Below are 17,861 nucleotides of genomic sequence, written 5' to 3' on the forward strand. Positions count from 1 at the left end.
TCTTCATTAACGAATCAATTACTTCAAAGCTTATGATCAATTGAACCGATGAACAACCGCTTTTTATTCTTTTAAAATGAATTTATATTCACTAATCGTGTGGTTATAGGGTCGCGTTGCAATTGCCCGGCGAATTATTTGCCGGGATCAAAATCAGAATCACCAACCGATGGATAGACCGAGTGGATCTGTTCAATTCCTTCGATGTGGGCCAGTGCATGTAGCTGTTGAGTGCTCTCAAGGCCGATGGTGAGCAGTGGATAATTTTTTGAATGCGAGATTACGCTGGCTCCACTTTGGCGAATTTGTTCGAGTACAGCAGCTGAGTTTTCTTTCAGTAAGACACTGGCAACAACGGGTTTAACAATATGCTCTTTCGCTCTTTTATGAAGTAGTATGGTGAGTAGCGGATCAATTTTTACGGCATGATTTGAGTGGTGTTGCGGGTCAGCTTGAGCGGTGCTGGTTAACACGAGAAACGTGAACGGGAATAAGGCCAGAAACATGAGTGATATTTTGTAGCGGTGAATATTCATCATTGTGCCCCTGTATTGGTTATGAGCCGTTTAATTTTATTTTCAAATGGCCAGTATGATGCAGGCTGACCCTATTATTATTAGGTTGTTACTCGCTTGTAGAAATTGACTGACTAGTTGTATGGTGCATAATAATCACTCGCTATTTTAAAGCCGCATCCTTTGATTATTCAATACTGCACAGGAAAAAGACTCTATGTTAACGCTTAATCCAAAACAAACCGCTTTAGTTTTAATCGATTTACAAAAAGGAATTTTGGCTAAGCAAACCGCCCCCTATAGCTCTGATGCCGTTTTACAAAAAGGTAAGGATCTGGCTGAAAAATTTAGAAATGCGGGAGCTCCGGTTGTGTTAGTGCATGTAGGCTGGAATGCGCAATTTTCTGATGCCCCTCAAGGGAACGCCGATCAAGCTGCGGCCCATCCTGACGGAGGGTTACCTGAAGGCTGGATGGATTTTGCGGATGGGTTACAACAAGAAGGTGATCTCGTTGTCCTTAAACACCAGTGGGGAGCCTTTACGGGGACAGGCTTGGATCTGCAATTACGCCGTCGCGGTATCGATACAATTGTGATTGGTGGTGTGGCAACGAACATAGGGGTTGAATCAACGGTTCGTCATGGTTGGGAATTAAACTACAACATGGTGGTGGTTGAAGACGCTTGTGCCACATTTGCCGCCGATCAACATAAAATGTCGATGGATGTGATTTTTCCGCGCATTGCCAACGTTGTCACCAGTCACGATCTGGCGTTATAAGCACAGCGCTTGGCTATAAAGGTTTTATATCAGGTGAATGCCAGTTAAGTTAAATTGACTGGCATTTTCTTTTATAGGCCTTTAGCAATGGGTAAAGTGCTGTTGGTTGTCCCGGCATTCACTTCGCTACTGCTGGGCTCTGATGGGTAAGGTGTTGTGGATTGTCCCGGCATCCGCTTCGCTACTGCCGGGCTACGCTGGGCAAAGTGTTGTTGGTTATCCCGACATTCACTTCGCTACTGCTGGGCTCTGATGGGTAAGGTGTTGTGGATTGTCCCGGCATCCGCTTCGCTACTGCCGGGCTACGCTGGGCAAAGTGCTGTTGGTTATCCCGGCATTCACTTCGCTACTGCTGGGCTCTGATGGGCAAGGTGTTGTGGATTGTCCCGGCATTCACTTCGCTACTGCCAGGCTACGATGGGCAAGGTGTTTGTTGTTGGTTATCCCGGCATTCACTTCGCTACTGCCGGGCTACGATAGGCAAGGTGTTGTGGATTGCCCCGGCATCCGCTTCGCTACTGCCGGGCTACGCTGGGCAAGGAGCTGTGGATTGTCCCGGCATCCGCTTCGCTACTGCCGGGCTACGATGGGCTAAGTGTCGTGGATTGTCCCGGCATCCGCTTCGCTAGTGCTGGGCTACGCTGGGCAAAGTGCTGTTGGTTATCCCGGCATTCACTTCGTTACTGCCGGGCTACGATGTGATAGCGTTCGGGCGAAGTTGCTTTTATTCAGATTTTTCTGAATCCGAAGAACGATTTGGTACGCTTTGCATGGCTAGTTTTTTTAGCACCTGGCCTGCGGCGATCATGCCAAACGATGCAGTGACATGCGTTGCGGCGCCAAACCCACCAGAACAGTTCATCCGCATACTGCCATCGGTATTTTTGGTGCTACAGATTTCGCCATTATTATCTGGATAGATTAACTGTTCAGTAGAGAACACGCATTCAATGCCAAATTTACGTTTGGGGTTTTTACTGAAATTGTAACGGCGTCTTAATTCGCTTCGCACTTTTGAAGCCAATGGATCTTGAATTGTTTTGGCTAAGTCGGCCACTTTGATCTGAGTTGGATCGATCTGTCCGCCCGCACCCCCCACGGTGATTACCTTAATTTTGTTGCGTTTACAGTGGGCCAGCAGTGCTGTTTTAGCTTTAACACTGTCAATCGCATCAATCACATAATCAAACCGGTTATCTATATACTCCGATACATTATCAGCGGTAATAAAGTCATCGATAATGGCGCATTTCGCCTCAGGGTTAATCTGTAGGATTCGCGCTTGAATGACGTCGGTTTTTGGCTGACCGATGGTGGTAGTGAGTGTATGCAATTGGCGATTGGTATTGGTGACGCAGACATCGTCTAAATCAACAAGAGTGATCTGACCGATGCCGCTGCGTGCCAGAGCCTCCGCTGCCCATGAGCCGACGCCACCGATCCCGATGACGCAGACATGGCTTGCTTGAAATTGTTCTAAAGCTCGATTGCCGTAAAGTCGTGCAATTCCACCAAAACGTTGTTGATATGACATGAGCGTTATCTATAAAAAGTTAATTATAACATTTAAAATGCGTTATAAAAGTTTAACTATACGATGGAATAGTTATTTACTATCTATGACTGCTATTTTAACCGTATCATCCTTAAAAAGGACCTTATGTGGAATATTTAGATGTTTATTAATATCATAAACAGTAATGTAATGTCCTGGCTGTATTTTTGTTATTCGTGAATATTTTCCGGATAAAAAGTAGTTTATAGCAGAGCGATTATAGTCACCAGTTAATAGGCTGAAGTCAACTAAAATAGGCAAATGAGATTGTTTACTTATTCTTGGTAGTAAACTTAAATGGTTGTATGTGGGTTTGGATAGAGGTGATGGACTCCAAGCGATGACACACAGAAAAATAATTGGAATGACTTTAATAAGGTTTCTGTAATTAAAACCTAATTTTTTAACGACATGATGTAAGCCATATGCAGTAAATAGATTCGCAGTTAGGTAGAATTCAAACATGTATCGCTCATCTCTTGTCGTTATGAAATGAATAATTATGAAGTTGAATATTGTGCTAATGACTACCACTTTTAAACCGATAGAATCGAAATTTGCTCTTTCTTTATAAAATTTATAACAACCATAAATAAAAAATGGGAGGTAATAAAAATAATCTCTTAGCATTAGTTTTATATACTGATATATAGGCATTGCATCATAATGTGTACCTACGGTATTGCTTGCATTGCCTGCGAGCCTATCAATTGATTGACTGACAAAGAATACGTGGAAGAAGTCACTATGCAAAGAGATATAAACATACCACCAACCACTAATTAAAATTCCAGCCAATATAGCTAAAATATAGTAATAAAATGTTTTTAGATTATATTTTTCTTTTGAAAATATAAAAAATAGGGCTGTGATAGGAATAGGAACTAAACCTAAAAACCCTTTTGCCAAAATTCCTCCACCGATACCTAATGCAAATAAAGCAAGATAAGCGATTTTATTTTTGTTTAAATAATGAATGAATCCAATTAAAGAAATCAAAATGAAAAATGAAGTTAAACTTTCCATCTTTAATGAATGTGTATGCTTGTAAATAACAAACGTAGAATTCATACAAAATAGAGCTAAAAAGGATAAGTTTGATTCTTTAAATATTATTTTGAATAAATGATATGCAGCTATATTCATCAATATAGCATTAAACATGGCTGATATCTGTATTGCATATGGTGACGAGCCAAATATTTTTATAAAAAATGCTACGATCCAGAATAATAGCGGAGGTTTATTCAAATAGATATTATCATTGAGGTGTAAAATGAAATATGACTTATATAGCAATATATTTTTAGCAATGTCTGCATACATAACACTATCAAGGCGGAGCCCACTATGTAATGCGTTACCACCATATAGGACCGCTGAGAAAAATATAACTAATAAGTAATTTATTATTTTTTTATCTGAATTTTGCATGTTTTTATTTGTTAATTATTGGGCAGTAATTTTATGAATTTTGATGGTGAGGATGTGTTTTATACCTTTAGATAATCTATTTGTCAATATTTTTATTAGGCTGTATTAGGAGGCTAAACATATTGAATAAGCTGAACTTATAAGATTTTCTATGATTAAAACAGGCTGATTTTAGTTAGTATTTTTAGCATGAAGATACAGGTCTGATATAAAGTTAAAAGCGAATAGCAATAATATTTAAGCCTTGTTTAGAGGCGCTTCAACGAGTTCTGTTGGACAGATAATGGATGGCTTATATTAATGATTTTATCATTATATCTGGTTGTTAAATAGTACAGTAACACTCATAAAGAGGTGTGGAGGAGACTAACTGCTGAAAGTAGTATGTGATGTTGGGTAAATTAAAAGAGGCAACTGCCATGAGTTATTAGCAGTGAACAGCAAAGAGAATCAACTATTACCCTATTAGAATTGGGCGTTTCTGTCTCTTAAATGGCCAAAAATTTTAGGGAAAAGCAGCCATTTTTTACAACAATGGCTGCTTGATCTAAGAGCTGTATGGTTCTCGAAGTTTAATTCGAGATTAGCTATTTGCGACTAACCGTTTCATGTCGGTCATATAGCTACGCAATTTATAACCAACTTTTTCAACGGGATGGTTGCGAATGGCTTGGTTCACTTCAATCAAGCGCATATTATCAACTGTTGTGTCCGTCCATTTAACATCTGCACCGATGACATCTGAATCTAAGCCATTGACTAAGTCGCGCAGCAGCGGAACGGCTGCATGAGAGAATAAGTAACAGCCATATTCTGCCGTATCTGAGATGACGACATTCATTTCGTACAGACGTTTACGGGCAATGGTGTTGGCAATCAGTGGAACTTCATGGAGGGATTCATAATAAGCCGATTCAGCAATGATCCCAGAGGCAGTCATTGTATCAAACGCCAGTTCAACACCCGCTTTAACAAAAGCAACGAGTAAAGTGGCTTTATCGAAGTATTCCTGTTCGCTGATCTGAACATCTGACTGAGGCGCATTTTCAAATCCACATTGGCCGGTTTCTTCACGCCAGTTCAGCAGATCGACATCGCCTTTGTCCCAGTCGGCCATCATGGTCGCTGAGAATTTGCCTTCAATAATGTCATCCATATGTTTTTGGAAAAGCGGTGTCATCAGCTCTTTAAACTGTTCTGAAAGGTCAAAACATTTAATTTTGGCAGGGTTTGACAAGCGATCCAGCATGTTGGTGATCCCACCATGTTTGAGCGCTTCGGTAATGGTTTCCCAGCCATATTGAATCAGTTTAGCGGCATAACCTGGGTCGGTGCCTTCTGCGACCATTTTATCGTAAGCCAAAATAGAACCAGTTTGCAGCAGACCACACAGAATTGTCTGTTCACCCATCAAGTCAGATTTTACTTCAGCCACAAAAGATGATTCCAACACCCCGGCGCGGTCAGCACCTGTTGCACTGGCATACGCTTTGGCAATTTCCAGACCGTTCCCATTTGGGTCGTTTTCTGGGTGAACGGCAATCAGTGTTGGTACGCCAAAGCCACGTTTGTACTCTTCACGGACTTCAGTCCCTGGGCATTTGGGCGCAACCATCACAACGGTGATATCAGGGCGAATCTGCATGCCGACTTCAACGATGTTAAGCCCGTGAGAGTAGGCTAAAACAGCGTCTTTTTTCATCAATGGCATCACTTTGCCAACCACATCTGAGTGCTGTTTATCTGGGGTCAGGTTCAATACCATATCGGCATCGGGAATCAACTGTTCGTAAGTCCCAACAGTGAAGCCATTTTCAGTGGCTTGAATATACGATTTACGTTTTTGCTCAATGGCTTGCTCACGCAGTGCATAAGAAATGTTGAGTCCTGAGTCACGCATGTTCAGGCCCTGGTTTAAACCTTGAGCGCCACATCCGACGATCACAATTTTCCAGTCGCGAATCAGGCTACAGCCATCGGCGAATTCGCTACGTGCCATGAAACGGCATTTTCCTAATTGGGCTAATTTCTGACGCAAAGTAAGGGTATTAAAATAATTGGCCATGTGTGTTGCTCTCCAAATCTGATCAGTGAGTCATTGTTATCTGTTCAATATAAAAGCTAGGATCTATTGCGTAAAATGATATATTCGAAATATCGTATTGCAAAAAATGCAATACAGTCGGAATGAGATGAATTATGGACCAACGTAGCGCTGAGCTTTTTCTGCATTTATGTAATAGCCTGCATTTTGCTCGCACGAGTGAGCAGATGCATGTGAGCCCGTCAACGCTAAGTCGAGTGATTGCTCGTTTAGAAGATGAGCTAGGCGCTCGTTTGTTTACGCGAGATAAACGGTCGGTGTCGTTAACCCCTTCGGGTGTTCGAGTTCGGCGCTTTGTCGAGCAGTGGCTCGGCCAGTGGCGAGAGTTGCAGACCGACCTTTGTGGCGAAATTGCTGATTTAGCCGGGGAGCTTAGCGTCTATTGTTCGGTGACTGCTAGTTACAGCCATCTTCCGCAATTGTTAGATCGCTTTCGGATCCTTTGCCCCCGAGCAGAAATTAAGCTTTTGACTGGCGATGTGGCGTTGGCTGTGGCGATGGTGCGGGATGCACGAGCGGATATTGCGCTTGCTGCTCGGCCAGAATCCTTGCCGTTGTCGGTGAATTTTGCCAGTATGACAACTGTGCCTTTGTCAATTATTGCGCCTCGCGTGAATTGTGTTGCTCGCGAAATGCTTGATGCCCCGATCGTTGACTGGCAACGGGTTCCTTTTATTCTTCCTGAACATGGTCCGGCTCGGCGCCGACTTGAACATTGGTTTGCACTGATGAATATTGATCCACCGATTGTTGCCACCGTGGCGGGGCACGAAGCGTTGGTGAGTATGGTGGCTTTGGGCAGTGGCGCAGGGATTGCACCTGATGTGGTTTTAGCCAACAGCCCCGTGAGTGACCGGATTCAGAAAGTACGTGTTGATGTGGCCATTGAGCCATTTGATATGGGCGTTTGTGCATTGTCAAAGCGGTTGCATGAACCTTTGTTACAACGCTTTTGGCAACTGGCGGCGCATCATCCTTTTAATCACGATTAAATTATTATGACTCCTGCTATAAATGCGCTGAAACGCGCGAAAATTGATTTTATTTTGCACCATTATGAACACGATGCTGATAGTCGCCATTTTGGCGATGAGGCCGCTGCAAAACTGGGAATTGAGCCGACGGCGATGTATAAAACACTCGTCGCTTGTGATGAGCATCATCCTAAGCAGATGGTGGTGGCGGTGGTTCCGGTTGCGGGGCATTTAGACTTAAAAAAACTAGCTAAAGCCGCGGGGCTGAAGAAAATGACCATGGCGGACCCAACACAGGCTGAGCGCACTACTGGTTATGTCAAAGGCGGCATCAGTCCATTAGGGCAGAAAAAACGGTTGCCGACCTTTTTAGATAGTTCGGCCAAAGAGCTTGCTCACATATATGTCAGTGGTGGTAAACGCGGACTGACGGTTCAGGTTGCTCCTGCGCCGATGTTGTCTCTGCTACGAGGTGAGTTTGCCGCAATCGCAACCGATTGATTAATCAAGCTGCATATTGCGATGCTCGATGCCATCTTCTAGAAAAATATCGGAAATGGCGCGAAATCCGACCGATTCGTAAAAGGCTTGCAGATGAGCTTGGGCTTCAATGGTGATGGGCTGTTCTGGCCAGAGTTTTTTGCATTGGTCTATCGCTTCATTCATCAACACGCGGCCCAATTTTTCGCCTCTGGCATGAGCGGCGACAATAACACGACCAATGGCTGCGGTTGGGTAAGTCATGCCTGGGGCAAGCAAGCGAGCATAGGCACTTAATTTGCCTTGCTGGTAAAGCATTAAATGACGAACTTCAGAATAAGTATCGTGGCCATCAAGCTCTGGATAGGGACAGTGTTGTTCGACGACAAAAACATCAACTCTCAGTTTGAGGATTTGATACAGTTCATCCACACTGAGTTGGCAAAATGACTTACAGGCCCATTCAAACATAAAGATCCTTATCAGATGCACAGATTGTTGGTGTTAAAAAACTTTGAGACTGACTACAATACAGGTCAATAATTAACAACTAGTGAAGGCGAGTATATGTTAAATCCAAATAAGTTGGAAGAATTAGCCAAACAGATCCGCGACATGGTTCCATCTGGCGTGCGCAACGCTGGGGATGAATTTGAACGTCGTGTCAAACAACTGCTGCAGGCCAAACTGAATCAGTTGGATATGGTGAGCCGTGATGATTTTGATGTGCAAGCACAGGTTCTGCTGCGCACTCGAGAAAAGCTTAGCGAACTTGAGCAGCGTTTAAGTGAACTGGAAGCTAAATTAGCTCCGACGCAAGAGAAGACGGAAGCTGAAGATAGCAACGAAGATAATTAGTTGTATTACGAAAATTTTCTATAAAAAGTGTTTAAACAGGGGCTTAATGCATATAAATCCCATAAAAACACCTATTTTTGACCATTTTTACGGTATCGCTATTTAATTTGTAATTAGGGGTTTTCAAGCTCATTAGATCCCCTATTATTAGCTTTTTATTGAGATCTCGGGGAAGTAAGAGAATGACCGAATGGACACCGTCCAGCTGGCGGCAAAAACCAGCCAAACAGATTCCGGACTATCCGGATAAAGCCGCCTTAGAGCGTGTTGAAAAGGAATTAGCAGGGCAGCCACCGCTCGTCTTTGCCGGCGAAGCACGCGCACTGCGTAGCCAATTGGCCAAAGTTGCCAAAGGGGAAGCCTTTTTGCTTCAGGGCGGCGATTGTGCTGAAAGTTTTGATGAGTTTAGCACTATTCACATTCGGGACTTCTTTAAAGCGCTGATGCAGATGGCGGTTGTGTTAACTTTTGGTGGTCAAAAGCCAGTGGTTAAGATTGGTCGTGTCGCTGGACAATTTGCGAAACCGCGTAGCTCTAACTTTGAGTCTATTAAAGGTGTCGAATTGCCGTCTTATCGTGGTGATATCATTAATGCAATCCACTTCGATGAGCAATCGCGCGTGCCCGATCCACAGCGGATGCTCATGGCATACCATCAATCAACATCGACTCTTAACCTGTTACGAGCATTTGCGCAAGGTGGATTAGCTGACCTGCAACAGGTCCACAAATGGAACTTAGATTTCGTTGCTAAAAGCCCTTTGTCAGAGCGTTATCAGAGTATTTCCCGGCGTATTGATGAATCGTTGTCATTTATGAATGCTTGCGGGATTAATTCGCAGACCGCGCCGCAGCTTCGAGAAACGACATTATATACCTCGCATGAAGCATTATTATTGCCTTATGAACAGGCGCTGACGCGCTGTGATAGCCTGACTGGCAAATGGTATGACTGTGCGGCGCATATGTTGTGGATTGGCGATAGAACTCGCCAAGTGGATCACGCGCATGTTGAATTTGCTCGCGGGATTGAAAATGCGATTGGCTTGAAAGCTGGCCCAACCACTGACCCTGACGAGTTGCTGCGACTGATTGATATCATCAATCCTAACAACGAAGCCGGACGGTTAAATATCATCGTGCGGATGGGCGCTGACAATGTCGCTGAACATCTGCCGAGTTTGATTCGTGCCGTTGAACGTGAAGGCAAACAGGTTGTTTGGAGCAGCGATCCAATGCATGGCAATACCATCAAGGCGCCGAATGGTTATAAAACTCGTCGTGTCGATGATGTGTTGCGCGAAGTTCGCAGTTTCTTTGAGATTCATGCCAGTGAAGGTTCATATGCGGGTGGGGTGCATTTTGAAATGACCGGTCGCAATGTTACCGAATGTGTCGGTGGGGCTTTCCATATTACCGAACATGACTTGGCAGAACGTTACCACACCTATTGCGATCCGCGTCTTAATGCTGACCAGGCATTGGAGTTGGCATTCTTAATCGCCGATAACATCAAAGCGGCCCGTAATTCGATGGCTTAAGTGTCGTTCCATCGTTCGTTATTGCTTTTAAAATCCGGACTTTGTTCCGGATTTTTTTATGGTCTATAGGATGGGCATGTTGTCGGAGTTAATGTTTGTTGCGTGTAGATGCGTTAACTTGATTTAGCTGTTAAAAACCGTAACTATGTATTTTTAATAGGCTAGTACAAGCATCTTGATTCAGTGGCTCAAAGGTGCATAAACAATAAGGAGGCCTGCATGAATGTCTTATTTGGTGCACCGGCAGACGCCTGGGGCGGTATTTTTTATCGCTACCAGCAAGCTTTACCAGAATTTAATTGGCAAGCGCTAGGGCAGTATCAGTTGGAAAGTCTGAAAGGTGTGGATATTTTTATTCCAACCATGACGCGCGTGACCCAAGAGCTTTTAGCAACAGCCGATCGGCTTAAATTAATCCAGCAAGTTGGGGCGGGTCTTGAAGGCGTTGATCTAGCTGCCGCGAAAGAATTGAATATCCCGGTGGCTAATGTGCCGACCGCCGATAGTGGAAATGCCGATTCGGTTGCCGAATTAGCGGTTTTTATGATGCTTAGTTTAGTGCGGCGTTTTAAAGAGATCCCGCAGGCAATTGCTGAACAACAGCTCGGTGCGCCCTGTGGGCAGACGCTGCTAGGCCATACGGTTGGATTAGTTGGCTTTGGCGGATTGGGCCAGGCGATTGCCCGCTGTCTCAGTGGTTTTGGTATGAATATGGTGGCTGTTAAGCGGACGGCAGATCCTCAATTAGCGGAGCAATTCTCGCTTGATTGGTGTCGCAGCATGGATTCACTCGATGAGTTGTTAGCCATCAGTGACCACGTGGTGTTAACCCTGCCTGATTCAGCCCAAACTCATCATCTTTTTAATGAAGCGCGGTTTAAAAAATTTAAATCCGGTGCTTTTGTGATTAACTTGGGGCGCGGTGGATTAATTGATACCGAGGCGTTGGTCAAGGCGCTACATAACGGCCAGTTGGCTGGGGCGGGGCTTGATGTTTTTGAACAAGAGCCGCCTGATCCGAAGAGCCCATTATTTCAAGAAAACGTAATTGCTACGCCACATATTGGTGGTGTTACTGACCTTTCTCAGCAGGGTATTTTGGCGGCAGTTATTGCCAATTTAAAACGTTTAGCGAGCGATCAAAGCGTCTTATATCGAGCTGTTTAAAAATTGATGGTATTATCTATAGTTAAAATAGTCATAATAATACCGTCAAATCGAAAAGGGATGTCATGAGTGAATTGAACGCCGGCTTGATGCGCAAAATAAAAGAAGCTATCTGGAATATTGACCCAAACCGGATTTTACATGATGTTCATGGTCATGGCGTTGCTGCTTCATCATTGGTTGATTTAGCCCATCGTTCAGATATCTATCCACGATTGCAACCATTGATGAATCAATATGTTAAGACTGCTTCTCGGTATAGTGCGTTGACTGGCGCCAGTAGCGGTTTCGGTGGCTTTGTTTCGGCTGTTACGTTTGCCAGTGCTGATCTGGTGAATATTGCCGCACAGCTTTATCGCTTGAATCAGAAGCTCGCGCTGGTTCACGGTCAGGATATTACCCATGCTGCACTCCAACATCGGCTGCAACAAATTTATCTGCAATCATTAGGCTTTAATGATAAAGCGCAGGAAGTGATTTTAGGTAAAGTTAAGATTGACCAGAACGTGTTGGGGCATGAAGCCGTTAAAAGTTTCGCAGTGCAACTGGTTAAAGAAGTGGCGAAACATCTGGCGGTAAAACTTTCCCGTAAGCAAGCGGCTAAGGTTATTCCATTGCTAGGGGCTGCAGTGGGGGGCGGTGCGAACTACTGGTTTACCCAACGCAGTGGTCAAGCCATGATTCAGGCGTATCAACAGTTTTATTGCGCTGAGCGAGCCGGTATTTCAGAGCCGATGTGATGAGTTTTTGCAGTTTCCTGAAAATCTTGCAATGATCCCTTATATGAGGACTCAGTTGAGCCCCCATGCTGATGATTGAGGGCATGTCATGAAAATTTGTTTATTTAGTTCGAAAAAATATGATCGCGAGTATTTTGATTCTGCAAACCATTCGTATGGGTTTGAGATTGAATATTTTTCTATCGGTTTAGCGCCAAACACTGCCGCTTTGGCAAAAGGAGCGGATGCGGTCTGTGCCTTTGTCAACGATGACCTCTGTAAAGAAACTTTAGAGGCCTTGCATGAGCTGGGAATTAAAGTGTTACTGATGCGCTGTGCTGGATTTAATAACGTTGATTTAACGTGTGCCAAGCGTCTTGGCTTTCATGTGGCGAGAGTTCCTGCTTATTCTCCTGAAGCGGTAGCAGAGCATGCCATTGCTTTGTTAATGACACTGAACCGCAGGATCCATAAAGCTTATCTGCGAACCCGAGATGCTAACTTTAATCTGGAAGGGTTAACCGGTTTTAATATGCATGGCCGCACGGTCGGAGTGGTCGGGACTGGGAAAATTGGCCTGGCCACTGCTCGAATTTTCCGGGGATTTGGCTGTCAATTATTAGGTTTTGACCCATATCCGAATAAAGAATTTGAGAAAATTGGTGGGCGCTACGTTGAACTAGAGGAGCTATTAAGTTCATCTAAAGTGATTAGTTTGCACTGTCCATTAACTGCCGATAGTACTTATCTAATTGACCGTCAGGCATTTTCATTGATGCAGCCTAAAACCGTCCTTATCAATACCAGCCGTGGTAAACTAGTGGACTCCGTCGCCGCAATCGATGCTCTAAAACAGGGAGTTTTGGGGGGATTGGCGTTGGATGTCTATGAAAATGAACAGGATCTGTTCTTTGAAGATCTTTCTGATGAGGTGATTCAAGACGACGTCTTCAGACGGCTCTCTGCTTGTCATAATGTCATTTTTACAGGTCACCAAGCCTTTTTAACATTCGAAGCATTAGATGCTATTGCGAAAGTGACGCTTGATAACGCCAAAATCCTGTTTGCAGGCGAGCAGACACCAAATGAGATTATTAATGGTAATCCTGACCACCATTAAATGACGCTCTTCTTCCGTGGGATGAACAAGCCGTGCTCATGCACGGCTTGTTGTTTATTGAGACGTCGCTCTTTGTGCCTTTGTAATCATGGTTTGCTTGACTAGGGACTGTTGACCTTTTGTGATTAGTTTTGCAGAAATCTGAGAGGGATTTAGGCAAGACAAACGTTGTGCCGTGTAGTTATTCTCCACAAAGAACGTTTAACGCTGGATAAATCCCTCTCAGATACTGCCCTTGGGGTTCATTTAAACGCATCCTGAACTTTGTTGCCCCCTGCTTGCTTCACTCATTAAGCGACACAGGGGGCGCCGCGTTCAAAATGCGTTTAATTTGAACAAAATTCAACCACCAAAGGTCAACAGTCCCTAGGTAACGTTTAGCATTTGCATGAATGCGTGAGACGGAAAACATTAGAAGTCATTTAAAGGAGAAATGGACATGCTGTTGGGCCCTATTATTAATAGCTGTGGGATCATTTTAGGGGGACTGCTAGGTCCTCTTTTGGCCCGTTTTATACCGAAGCGATTACAACGCGGACTTCCTCCAACTTTTGCGCTGGCCTCATTTGCGATTGGGGTCACAATGATCATGAAGTTTCATTTCATACCCGTTGTGGTGATGTCTCTGATTTTGGGAACGGCTGTTGGTGAGCTTATTTATTTAGAAGCGGGTATTAGTAAAGGGGCTCAGTGGGTGCAGCGGCGATTAAAATCGATTCTGCCAGTTCCTTGCAGCCTGAGCCGCGAAGAATATAGCTCGCAATTTACGGCACTAATCGTGGTTTTTGGCGCTAGTGGCCTCGGTGTGATAGGAGCTATGACCGAAGGGTTAACAGGCAATTATCAGTTACTGCTGGTCAAAGCGATGATGGATTTTGTCACTGCGATTATTTTCTCGATTACGCTTGGCCCAAGTGTTGCGTTGATCGCCATTATCCAATTTTTAGTTCAGGGAATTTTGTTCTTTTTGGCAACGTCGATTCACCATTACATGGATCCCATTGCCATGGCTGATTTTTCGGCTGTGGGCGGCATTGTTATGGTGGCGGTTGGTTTAAGAATTGCCAAAATTATGAATTTTGCGGTGGTAAACTTTTTGCCTGCTTTGATATTAGTTTTGCCTTTTTCATATCTATGGCGGCATTTATTTGGTTAAATGGATTATATTGAGTCAGTCTTGCTCAATATTTTAAATTATAAGCAATAAAAAAATAAAGCCTCTAGCGGGGCGTCATTGACTACAGGAGTTTGTCACTATGTCCGTTGAATTTCATTTCCCGGCCCATTATCACAGAGGTCCGGATGTTGCTCAGCAGTTAGCAAAATATTGCCAACAATTAGGTCCTAAGGCGATGGTGCTTGGTGGTCATACTGCATTAAAAGTTCTGAAAGAGCATGTTGGAGAAATTGCGAACGCATCGTATCATTGGTTCGGTGGTGTTTGTTCTATTAATAATATCAATAAGTTAAAAGCGATTGCAGAAACAGAGCAAGCGCAGGTGATTGTCGCTGTGGGCGGTGGCAAGGCACTGGATACAGGTAAAGCGGTTGCAGTTGAAATGGGTCTGCCGATTATTACTATTCCAACGATTGCAGCGACCTGTGCTGCGGTGACACCGCTGTCGATTCGTTACTTAGATAACGGTCATTTTTTAGATTTGTATCATCTGCCCAGTGCCCCTCAGGTCATTTTGGTTGATACTGCTATTTTAGCTCGCTCTCCGCAGCGCTGGTTAGCAGCAGGCTTGGGCGATACGCTGGCGAAGTTATACGAATATCGTTCACTGCGGCATGATAACAGCATCGTTATCGGTGATAAGAAACTAACGGCATTTACCAGCCAGTTGTGTTTTGACCTGATTCAAACCTATGGTGCGGATGCTTGTCACGCGCTTAATCAAGGGCAATCAAATGAAGCGCTAGAACAGGTAGTTGATGCCATTATGTTGTATGCGGGGATGACCTCTCTGATGGCCAGTGGTGCGCATGCCACGATAGCGCATGGTCTGTTCGAAGGACTAACCGTGAATGATGATGTTCGCGAATTTGGTCATGGGCTGTTAGTCGGTTATGGAAACTTGGTGTTACTGGCTCTTGAACAGCGCAGTGATGATGAATTGATTGAAGCAATTCAGTTGGCTAAGGACTGTCAGATCCCCACCACATTGGCTGAAATTAAACCCGATTGGAGTGAAGCTGAATTGGATGAGGTTTATCAAGCGACGCTCGCCACGCCAGATGCGCAATTGTTACCATTTAAAGTTACTATCGAATCGTTAGCGCAAGCTTGCCAGAGAGTCGATGCATTAAGCTCTCGAGTATAAGTGGCTTGACAGTTGTTGCATCCATCCATAAAAAAAGCCTTGCATAAGCAAGGCTTTTTATACGCAGAGGCAAAAATTACATTGCTTCTTTAAAAATGGCAACCACTTCTTCGTGAGTTGGTTGTTTAGGGTTTGTTACACCGCATGCATCTTTCATTGCGTTATCGGCTAAGATATCAAAGTCTTCTTCTTTAGCGCCTAGCTCTTTAAGGCCGGCAGGAATATTCACATCTTTTGACAACTGGCAAATGGCTTCAATTGCAGCGTCAGCACCTTGTTTATCATCAAGACCTGAAACATCGACCCCTAATGCTTTAGCAACATCTTTTAATAGTGGGGCTGCAACTTGTGCATTATAACGCTGTACGTGTGGCAGTAAGACCGCATTACAAACACCATGAGGGAGGTCATAGAAGCCACCCAATTGGTGGGCCATCGCATGTACATAACCTAATGATGCGTTGTTAAATGCCATACCCGCCATGAACTGGGCATATGCCATCTGTTCACGAGCTTCCATGTTAGAGCCATTGTGAACAGCTTCACGCAGATAATCACGGATAATTTCAATTGCTTTAATTGCACAAGCGTCCGTAATTGGGGTGGCGGCAGTTGAAACATACGCTTCAATCGCATGAGTCAGGGCATCCATTCCGGTTGCAGCGGTTAGTGATGGTGGCATACCTGCCATCAGTTTAGGGTCATTGACTGATAGGACAGGTGTGACGTTCGTGTCAACGATGGCCATTTTAACGTGACGAACTTCATCAGTAATGATACAAAAACGAGTCATTTCTGAGGCGGTACCAGCAGTGGTATTGATACTAATCAATGGCAACTGCGGTTTGCTTGAGACATCAACGCCTTCATAATCACTAATTTTTCCGCCATTTGATGCTACCAAGGCAATCCCTTTAGCGCAGTCATGTGAAGAACCGCCCCCTAAAGAGATGACGCAATCACATTTGTTATTATGCAAAACTTCTAGGCCAGAATTGACATTCGTTACTGTTGGGTTTGGATGAACTCCATCATAAACAATGCTACTAATGTCATATTCTTTTAAAAGAGCTTGGATATCGCTAGTAACCCCTAATTTGGTCATTCCAGGGTCGGTTACAATTAAGGCTTGTTTAAAGCCTAAGTTTTGAATTTGTTGGGCGGCATCTTGAAGAGCTCCTTCACCCATAATGTTTACGGCAGGAATATAAAAAGCACTGCTCATGGAAATCACCTTTTTAAGTGTATGGTTTAATTCAAGGACTGATTTTGGCACTGCTTGAGCAGAAAATGTTTGATGTACAGCAAATTTTGTGAAAATGGTAAATTGTTTGTAACTGATTTGAACAATTAAATTGGTTAAATGTTTCAGCCCGCAACGTTGGTGCTACAGGAACGTTTCTTTATCGCCGTAATTAACGGCCGTAATTTTTCTTCGGCCCAATGTGAATAAATTAGGTAATAGCTAAACCCGGTTGCCACCGACTGTGCATCAATTTGGACTAAACGTTCGGTATTAAGTTCCTCCGTGATGAGGTTCGGATCGGCAAGTGTGACGCCAAATCCCTGCAAGGCTGCATTAATGGCTAGATCCATCGTTTGAAAGTATTGGTTGCGTTTGGGCCGATAACTTAGCGCTGTATTCGTTAACCAGAGTTGCCAATCTTTGCCATCTTCGGTGGGATGCAAAAACGTGAAATTTTGGTCAAGCCAGTGGGCTGTCGAACTAAGTTTGCCGAGGTTCGGATGGGTAACGGGGATAATATATTCTTCGAAGAGTTTTAGGTGTGGAACTTGTACCGCTTTGTTGGTGTAGATAATCACCGCGTCGGCGTTATCTTGAAACGGACTTAAATTATGGTTGTGATAGGTTTGCAGGTTGACTTGATAATGCGGCAGCTCTTGTTCGATTTGCATTAATACGGGTAACAGCCAGCGCAATACACAAGTGGGGGCTTTGAGCCGAACTTGTGTTTGTTGGGCTTGTTCCAGCAATTGGTGAGCCTCTCGAAGTTGCGTAAAAGCTTGGCGATATTGGCCAAGTAGCTGACTACCGTCCTGAGTTAGGGTGAGTCCGCGAGCATGGCGGCTAAATAACCGAATACCGAGAAACTCTTCTAATCCAGCAATCTGACGACTGACCGCACTTTGGGTAAGGCACAATTCATCTGCTGCGCGAGTCAGGTTCAGATGTTCTGCCGCAACAGTAAAAACATACATTGCATAAAAAGGGGGCGTTCGTCTTTTTGGGGTCTCTGTCATTATCGTTATAGCCATGCGTTTTTCTCA

Annotated in this window: 17 protein-coding genes; 10 read left to right on the plus strand and 7 right to left on the minus strand. The window is 44.1% G+C overall.

Annotated elements, in window-relative coordinates; translation table 11 throughout:
- Positions 1-134: 134 nt before the first annotated feature.
- Positions 135-539, minus strand: a complete 405-nt coding sequence (locus tag EV690_RS16020) for a hypothetical protein (protein WP_131914031.1) — start codon at positions 537-539, stop codon at positions 135-137.
- A 193-nt stretch (positions 540-732) separates the two neighbouring features.
- On the opposite strand from EV690_RS16020, the gene EV690_RS16025 reads away from it, so the two are divergent.
- Positions 733-1,296, plus strand: a complete 564-nt coding sequence (locus EV690_RS16025; RefSeq protein WP_131914032.1) for a hydrolase — start codon at positions 733-735, stop codon at positions 1,294-1,296.
- Between the two features lie 724 nt (positions 1,297-2,020).
- On the opposite strand, the gene tcdA is transcribed toward EV690_RS16025, so the two are convergent.
- The 3 genes from tcdA to ilvC form a co-directional block, all read right to left on the minus strand.
- Positions 2,021-2,830 carry a tRNA cyclic N6-threonylcarbamoyladenosine(37) synthase TcdA gene (tcdA, locus tag EV690_RS16035; protein WP_131914034.1) on the minus strand — a complete coding sequence of 270 codons (810 nt, stop codon included), beginning with the start codon at positions 2,828-2,830 and terminating at the stop codon, positions 2,021-2,023.
- A gap of 72 nt (positions 2,831-2,902) precedes the next feature.
- Complete coding sequence (locus EV690_RS16040) at positions 2,903-4,285, minus strand: ArnT family glycosyltransferase (RefSeq protein ID WP_131914035.1); 1,383 nt, start codon at positions 4,283-4,285, stop codon at positions 2,903-2,905.
- Positions 4,286-4,868: 583 nt separating this feature from the next.
- Positions 4,869-6,350, minus strand: a complete 1,482-nt coding sequence (gene ilvC / locus EV690_RS16045) for a ketol-acid reductoisomerase (protein WP_131914036.1) — start codon at positions 6,348-6,350, stop codon at positions 4,869-4,871.
- A 134-nt stretch (positions 6,351-6,484) separates the two neighbouring features.
- Here ilvC and ilvY point away from each other — a divergent pair, with 134 nt between their 5' ends.
- Positions 6,485-7,381, plus strand: coding sequence for an HTH-type transcriptional activator IlvY (ilvY, locus tag EV690_RS16050; RefSeq protein WP_131914037.1), 897 nt, complete (start codon positions 6,485-6,487; stop codon positions 7,379-7,381).
- A gap of 6 nt (positions 7,382-7,387) precedes the next feature.
- Positions 7,388-7,864: a Cys-tRNA(Pro) deacylase gene (gene ybaK / locus EV690_RS16055; protein ID WP_131914038.1), complete on the plus strand. Its 477-nt coding sequence runs from the start codon at positions 7,388-7,390 to the stop codon at positions 7,862-7,864.
- Here the strand turns inward: ybaK and EV690_RS16060 are convergent, their stop codons facing one another.
- The gene (locus EV690_RS16060) at positions 7,865-8,314 is read right to left on the minus strand and encodes a GNAT family N-acetyltransferase (protein ID WP_131914039.1); all 450 of its coding nucleotides are present in this window, start codon (positions 8,312-8,314) and stop codon (positions 7,865-7,867) included.
- Positions 8,315-8,410: 96 nt separating this feature from the next.
- Here EV690_RS16060 and ubiK point away from each other — a divergent pair, with 96 nt between their 5' ends.
- The 7 genes from ubiK to EV690_RS16095 all read left to right on the plus strand — a co-directional run bounded on the left by ubiK (position 8,411) and on the right by EV690_RS16095 (position 15,572).
- Positions 8,411-8,701 (plus strand): ubiquinone biosynthesis accessory factor UbiK, encoded by a 291-nt coding sequence (gene ubiK, locus EV690_RS16065; RefSeq protein WP_131914040.1) that lies wholly within the window; start codon positions 8,411-8,413, stop codon positions 8,699-8,701.
- Positions 8,702-8,883: 182 nt separating this feature from the next.
- The gene (locus EV690_RS16070; protein ID WP_131914041.1) at positions 8,884-10,242 is read left to right on the plus strand and encodes a class II 3-deoxy-7-phosphoheptulonate synthase; all 1,359 of its coding nucleotides are present in this window, start codon (positions 8,884-8,886) and stop codon (positions 10,240-10,242) included.
- Positions 10,243-10,461: 219 nt separating this feature from the next.
- On the plus strand, positions 10,462-11,409 hold the full coding sequence (locus tag EV690_RS16075) for a 2-hydroxyacid dehydrogenase (protein ID WP_131914042.1): 948 nt from the start codon (positions 10,462-10,464) through the stop codon (positions 11,407-11,409).
- Positions 11,410-11,474: 65 nt separating this feature from the next.
- Positions 11,475-12,149, plus strand: a complete 675-nt coding sequence (locus tag EV690_RS16080) for an EcsC family protein (protein ID WP_131914043.1) — start codon at positions 11,475-11,477, stop codon at positions 12,147-12,149.
- Between the two features lie 88 nt (positions 12,150-12,237).
- A complete protein-coding gene (locus EV690_RS16085; RefSeq protein WP_131914044.1) occupies positions 12,238-13,248 on the plus strand; it encodes a 2-hydroxyacid dehydrogenase in 1,011 nt (336 codons plus the stop codon).
- 442 nt (positions 13,249-13,690) lie between these two features.
- On the plus strand, positions 13,691-14,404 hold the full coding sequence (locus EV690_RS16090) for a DUF554 domain-containing protein (protein ID WP_131914153.1): 714 nt from the start codon (positions 13,691-13,693) through the stop codon (positions 14,402-14,404).
- Between the two features lie 100 nt (positions 14,405-14,504).
- On the plus strand, positions 14,505-15,572 hold the full coding sequence (locus EV690_RS16095; protein ID WP_131914045.1) for an iron-containing alcohol dehydrogenase family protein: 1,068 nt from the start codon (positions 14,505-14,507) through the stop codon (positions 15,570-15,572).
- Positions 15,573-15,648: 76 nt separating this feature from the next.
- On the opposite strand, the gene yiaY is transcribed toward EV690_RS16095, so the two are convergent.
- Both yiaY and EV690_RS16105 read right to left on the minus strand, forming a co-directional pair.
- Entirely contained in the window at positions 15,649-16,797 is a 1,149-nt protein-coding gene (yiaY, locus tag EV690_RS16100; protein ID WP_131914046.1) for an L-threonine dehydrogenase, read from the minus strand.
- Positions 16,798-16,940: 143 nt separating this feature from the next.
- Positions 16,941-17,849, minus strand: coding sequence for a LysR family transcriptional regulator (locus tag EV690_RS16105; RefSeq protein WP_131914047.1), 909 nt, complete (start codon positions 17,847-17,849; stop codon positions 16,941-16,943).
- Positions 17,850-17,861 lie beyond the last annotated feature (12 nt).

The sequence above is a fragment of the Celerinatantimonas diazotrophica genome, from assembly GCF_004339545.1.
GTDB classification, from domain to species: domain Bacteria; phylum Pseudomonadota; class Gammaproteobacteria; order Enterobacterales; family Celerinatantimonadaceae; genus Celerinatantimonas; species Celerinatantimonas diazotrophica.

Coding starts and splice junctions, on each gene's coding strand:
- EV690_RS16085 (WP_131914044.1), top strand. CDS start 12,238: ATGAAAATTTGTTTATTTAGTTCGAAAAAATATGATCGCGAGTATTTT.
- EV690_RS16080 (WP_131914043.1), top strand. CDS start 11,475: ATGAGTGAATTGAACGCCGGCTTGATGCGCAAAATAAAAGAAGCTATC.
- EV690_RS16040 (WP_131914035.1), bottom strand. CDS start 4,285: ATGCAAAATTCAGATAAAAAAATAATAAATTACTTATTAGTTATATTT.
- EV690_RS16095 (WP_131914045.1), top strand. CDS start 14,505: ATGTCCGTTGAATTTCATTTCCCGGCCCATTATCACAGAGGTCCGGAT.
- ilvY (WP_131914037.1), top strand. CDS start 6,485: ATGGACCAACGTAGCGCTGAGCTTTTTCTGCATTTATGTAATAGCCTG.
- ubiK (WP_131914040.1), top strand. CDS start 8,411: ATGTTAAATCCAAATAAGTTGGAAGAATTAGCCAAACAGATCCGCGAC.
- EV690_RS16070 (WP_131914041.1), top strand. CDS start 8,884: ATGACCGAATGGACACCGTCCAGCTGGCGGCAAAAACCAGCCAAACAG.
- EV690_RS16020 (WP_131914031.1), bottom strand. CDS start 539: ATGATGAATATTCACCGCTACAAAATATCACTCATGTTTCTGGCCTTA.
- ybaK (WP_131914038.1), top strand. CDS start 7,388: ATGACTCCTGCTATAAATGCGCTGAAACGCGCGAAAATTGATTTTATT.
- EV690_RS16105 (WP_131914047.1), bottom strand. CDS start 17,849: ATGGCTATAACGATAATGACAGAGACCCCAAAAAGACGAACGCCCCCT.
- tcdA (WP_131914034.1), bottom strand. CDS start 2,830: ATGTCATATCAACAACGTTTTGGTGGAATTGCACGACTTTACGGCAAT.
- EV690_RS16025 (WP_131914032.1), top strand. CDS start 733: ATGTTAACGCTTAATCCAAAACAAACCGCTTTAGTTTTAATCGATTTA.
- EV690_RS16075 (WP_131914042.1), top strand. CDS start 10,462: ATGAATGTCTTATTTGGTGCACCGGCAGACGCCTGGGGCGGTATTTTT.
- yiaY (WP_131914046.1), bottom strand. CDS start 16,797: ATGAGCAGTGCTTTTTATATTCCTGCCGTAAACATTATGGGTGAAGGA.
- EV690_RS16060 (WP_131914039.1), bottom strand. CDS start 8,314: ATGTTTGAATGGGCCTGTAAGTCATTTTGCCAACTCAGTGTGGATGAA.
- ilvC (WP_131914036.1), bottom strand. CDS start 6,350: ATGGCCAATTATTTTAATACCCTTACTTTGCGTCAGAAATTAGCCCAA.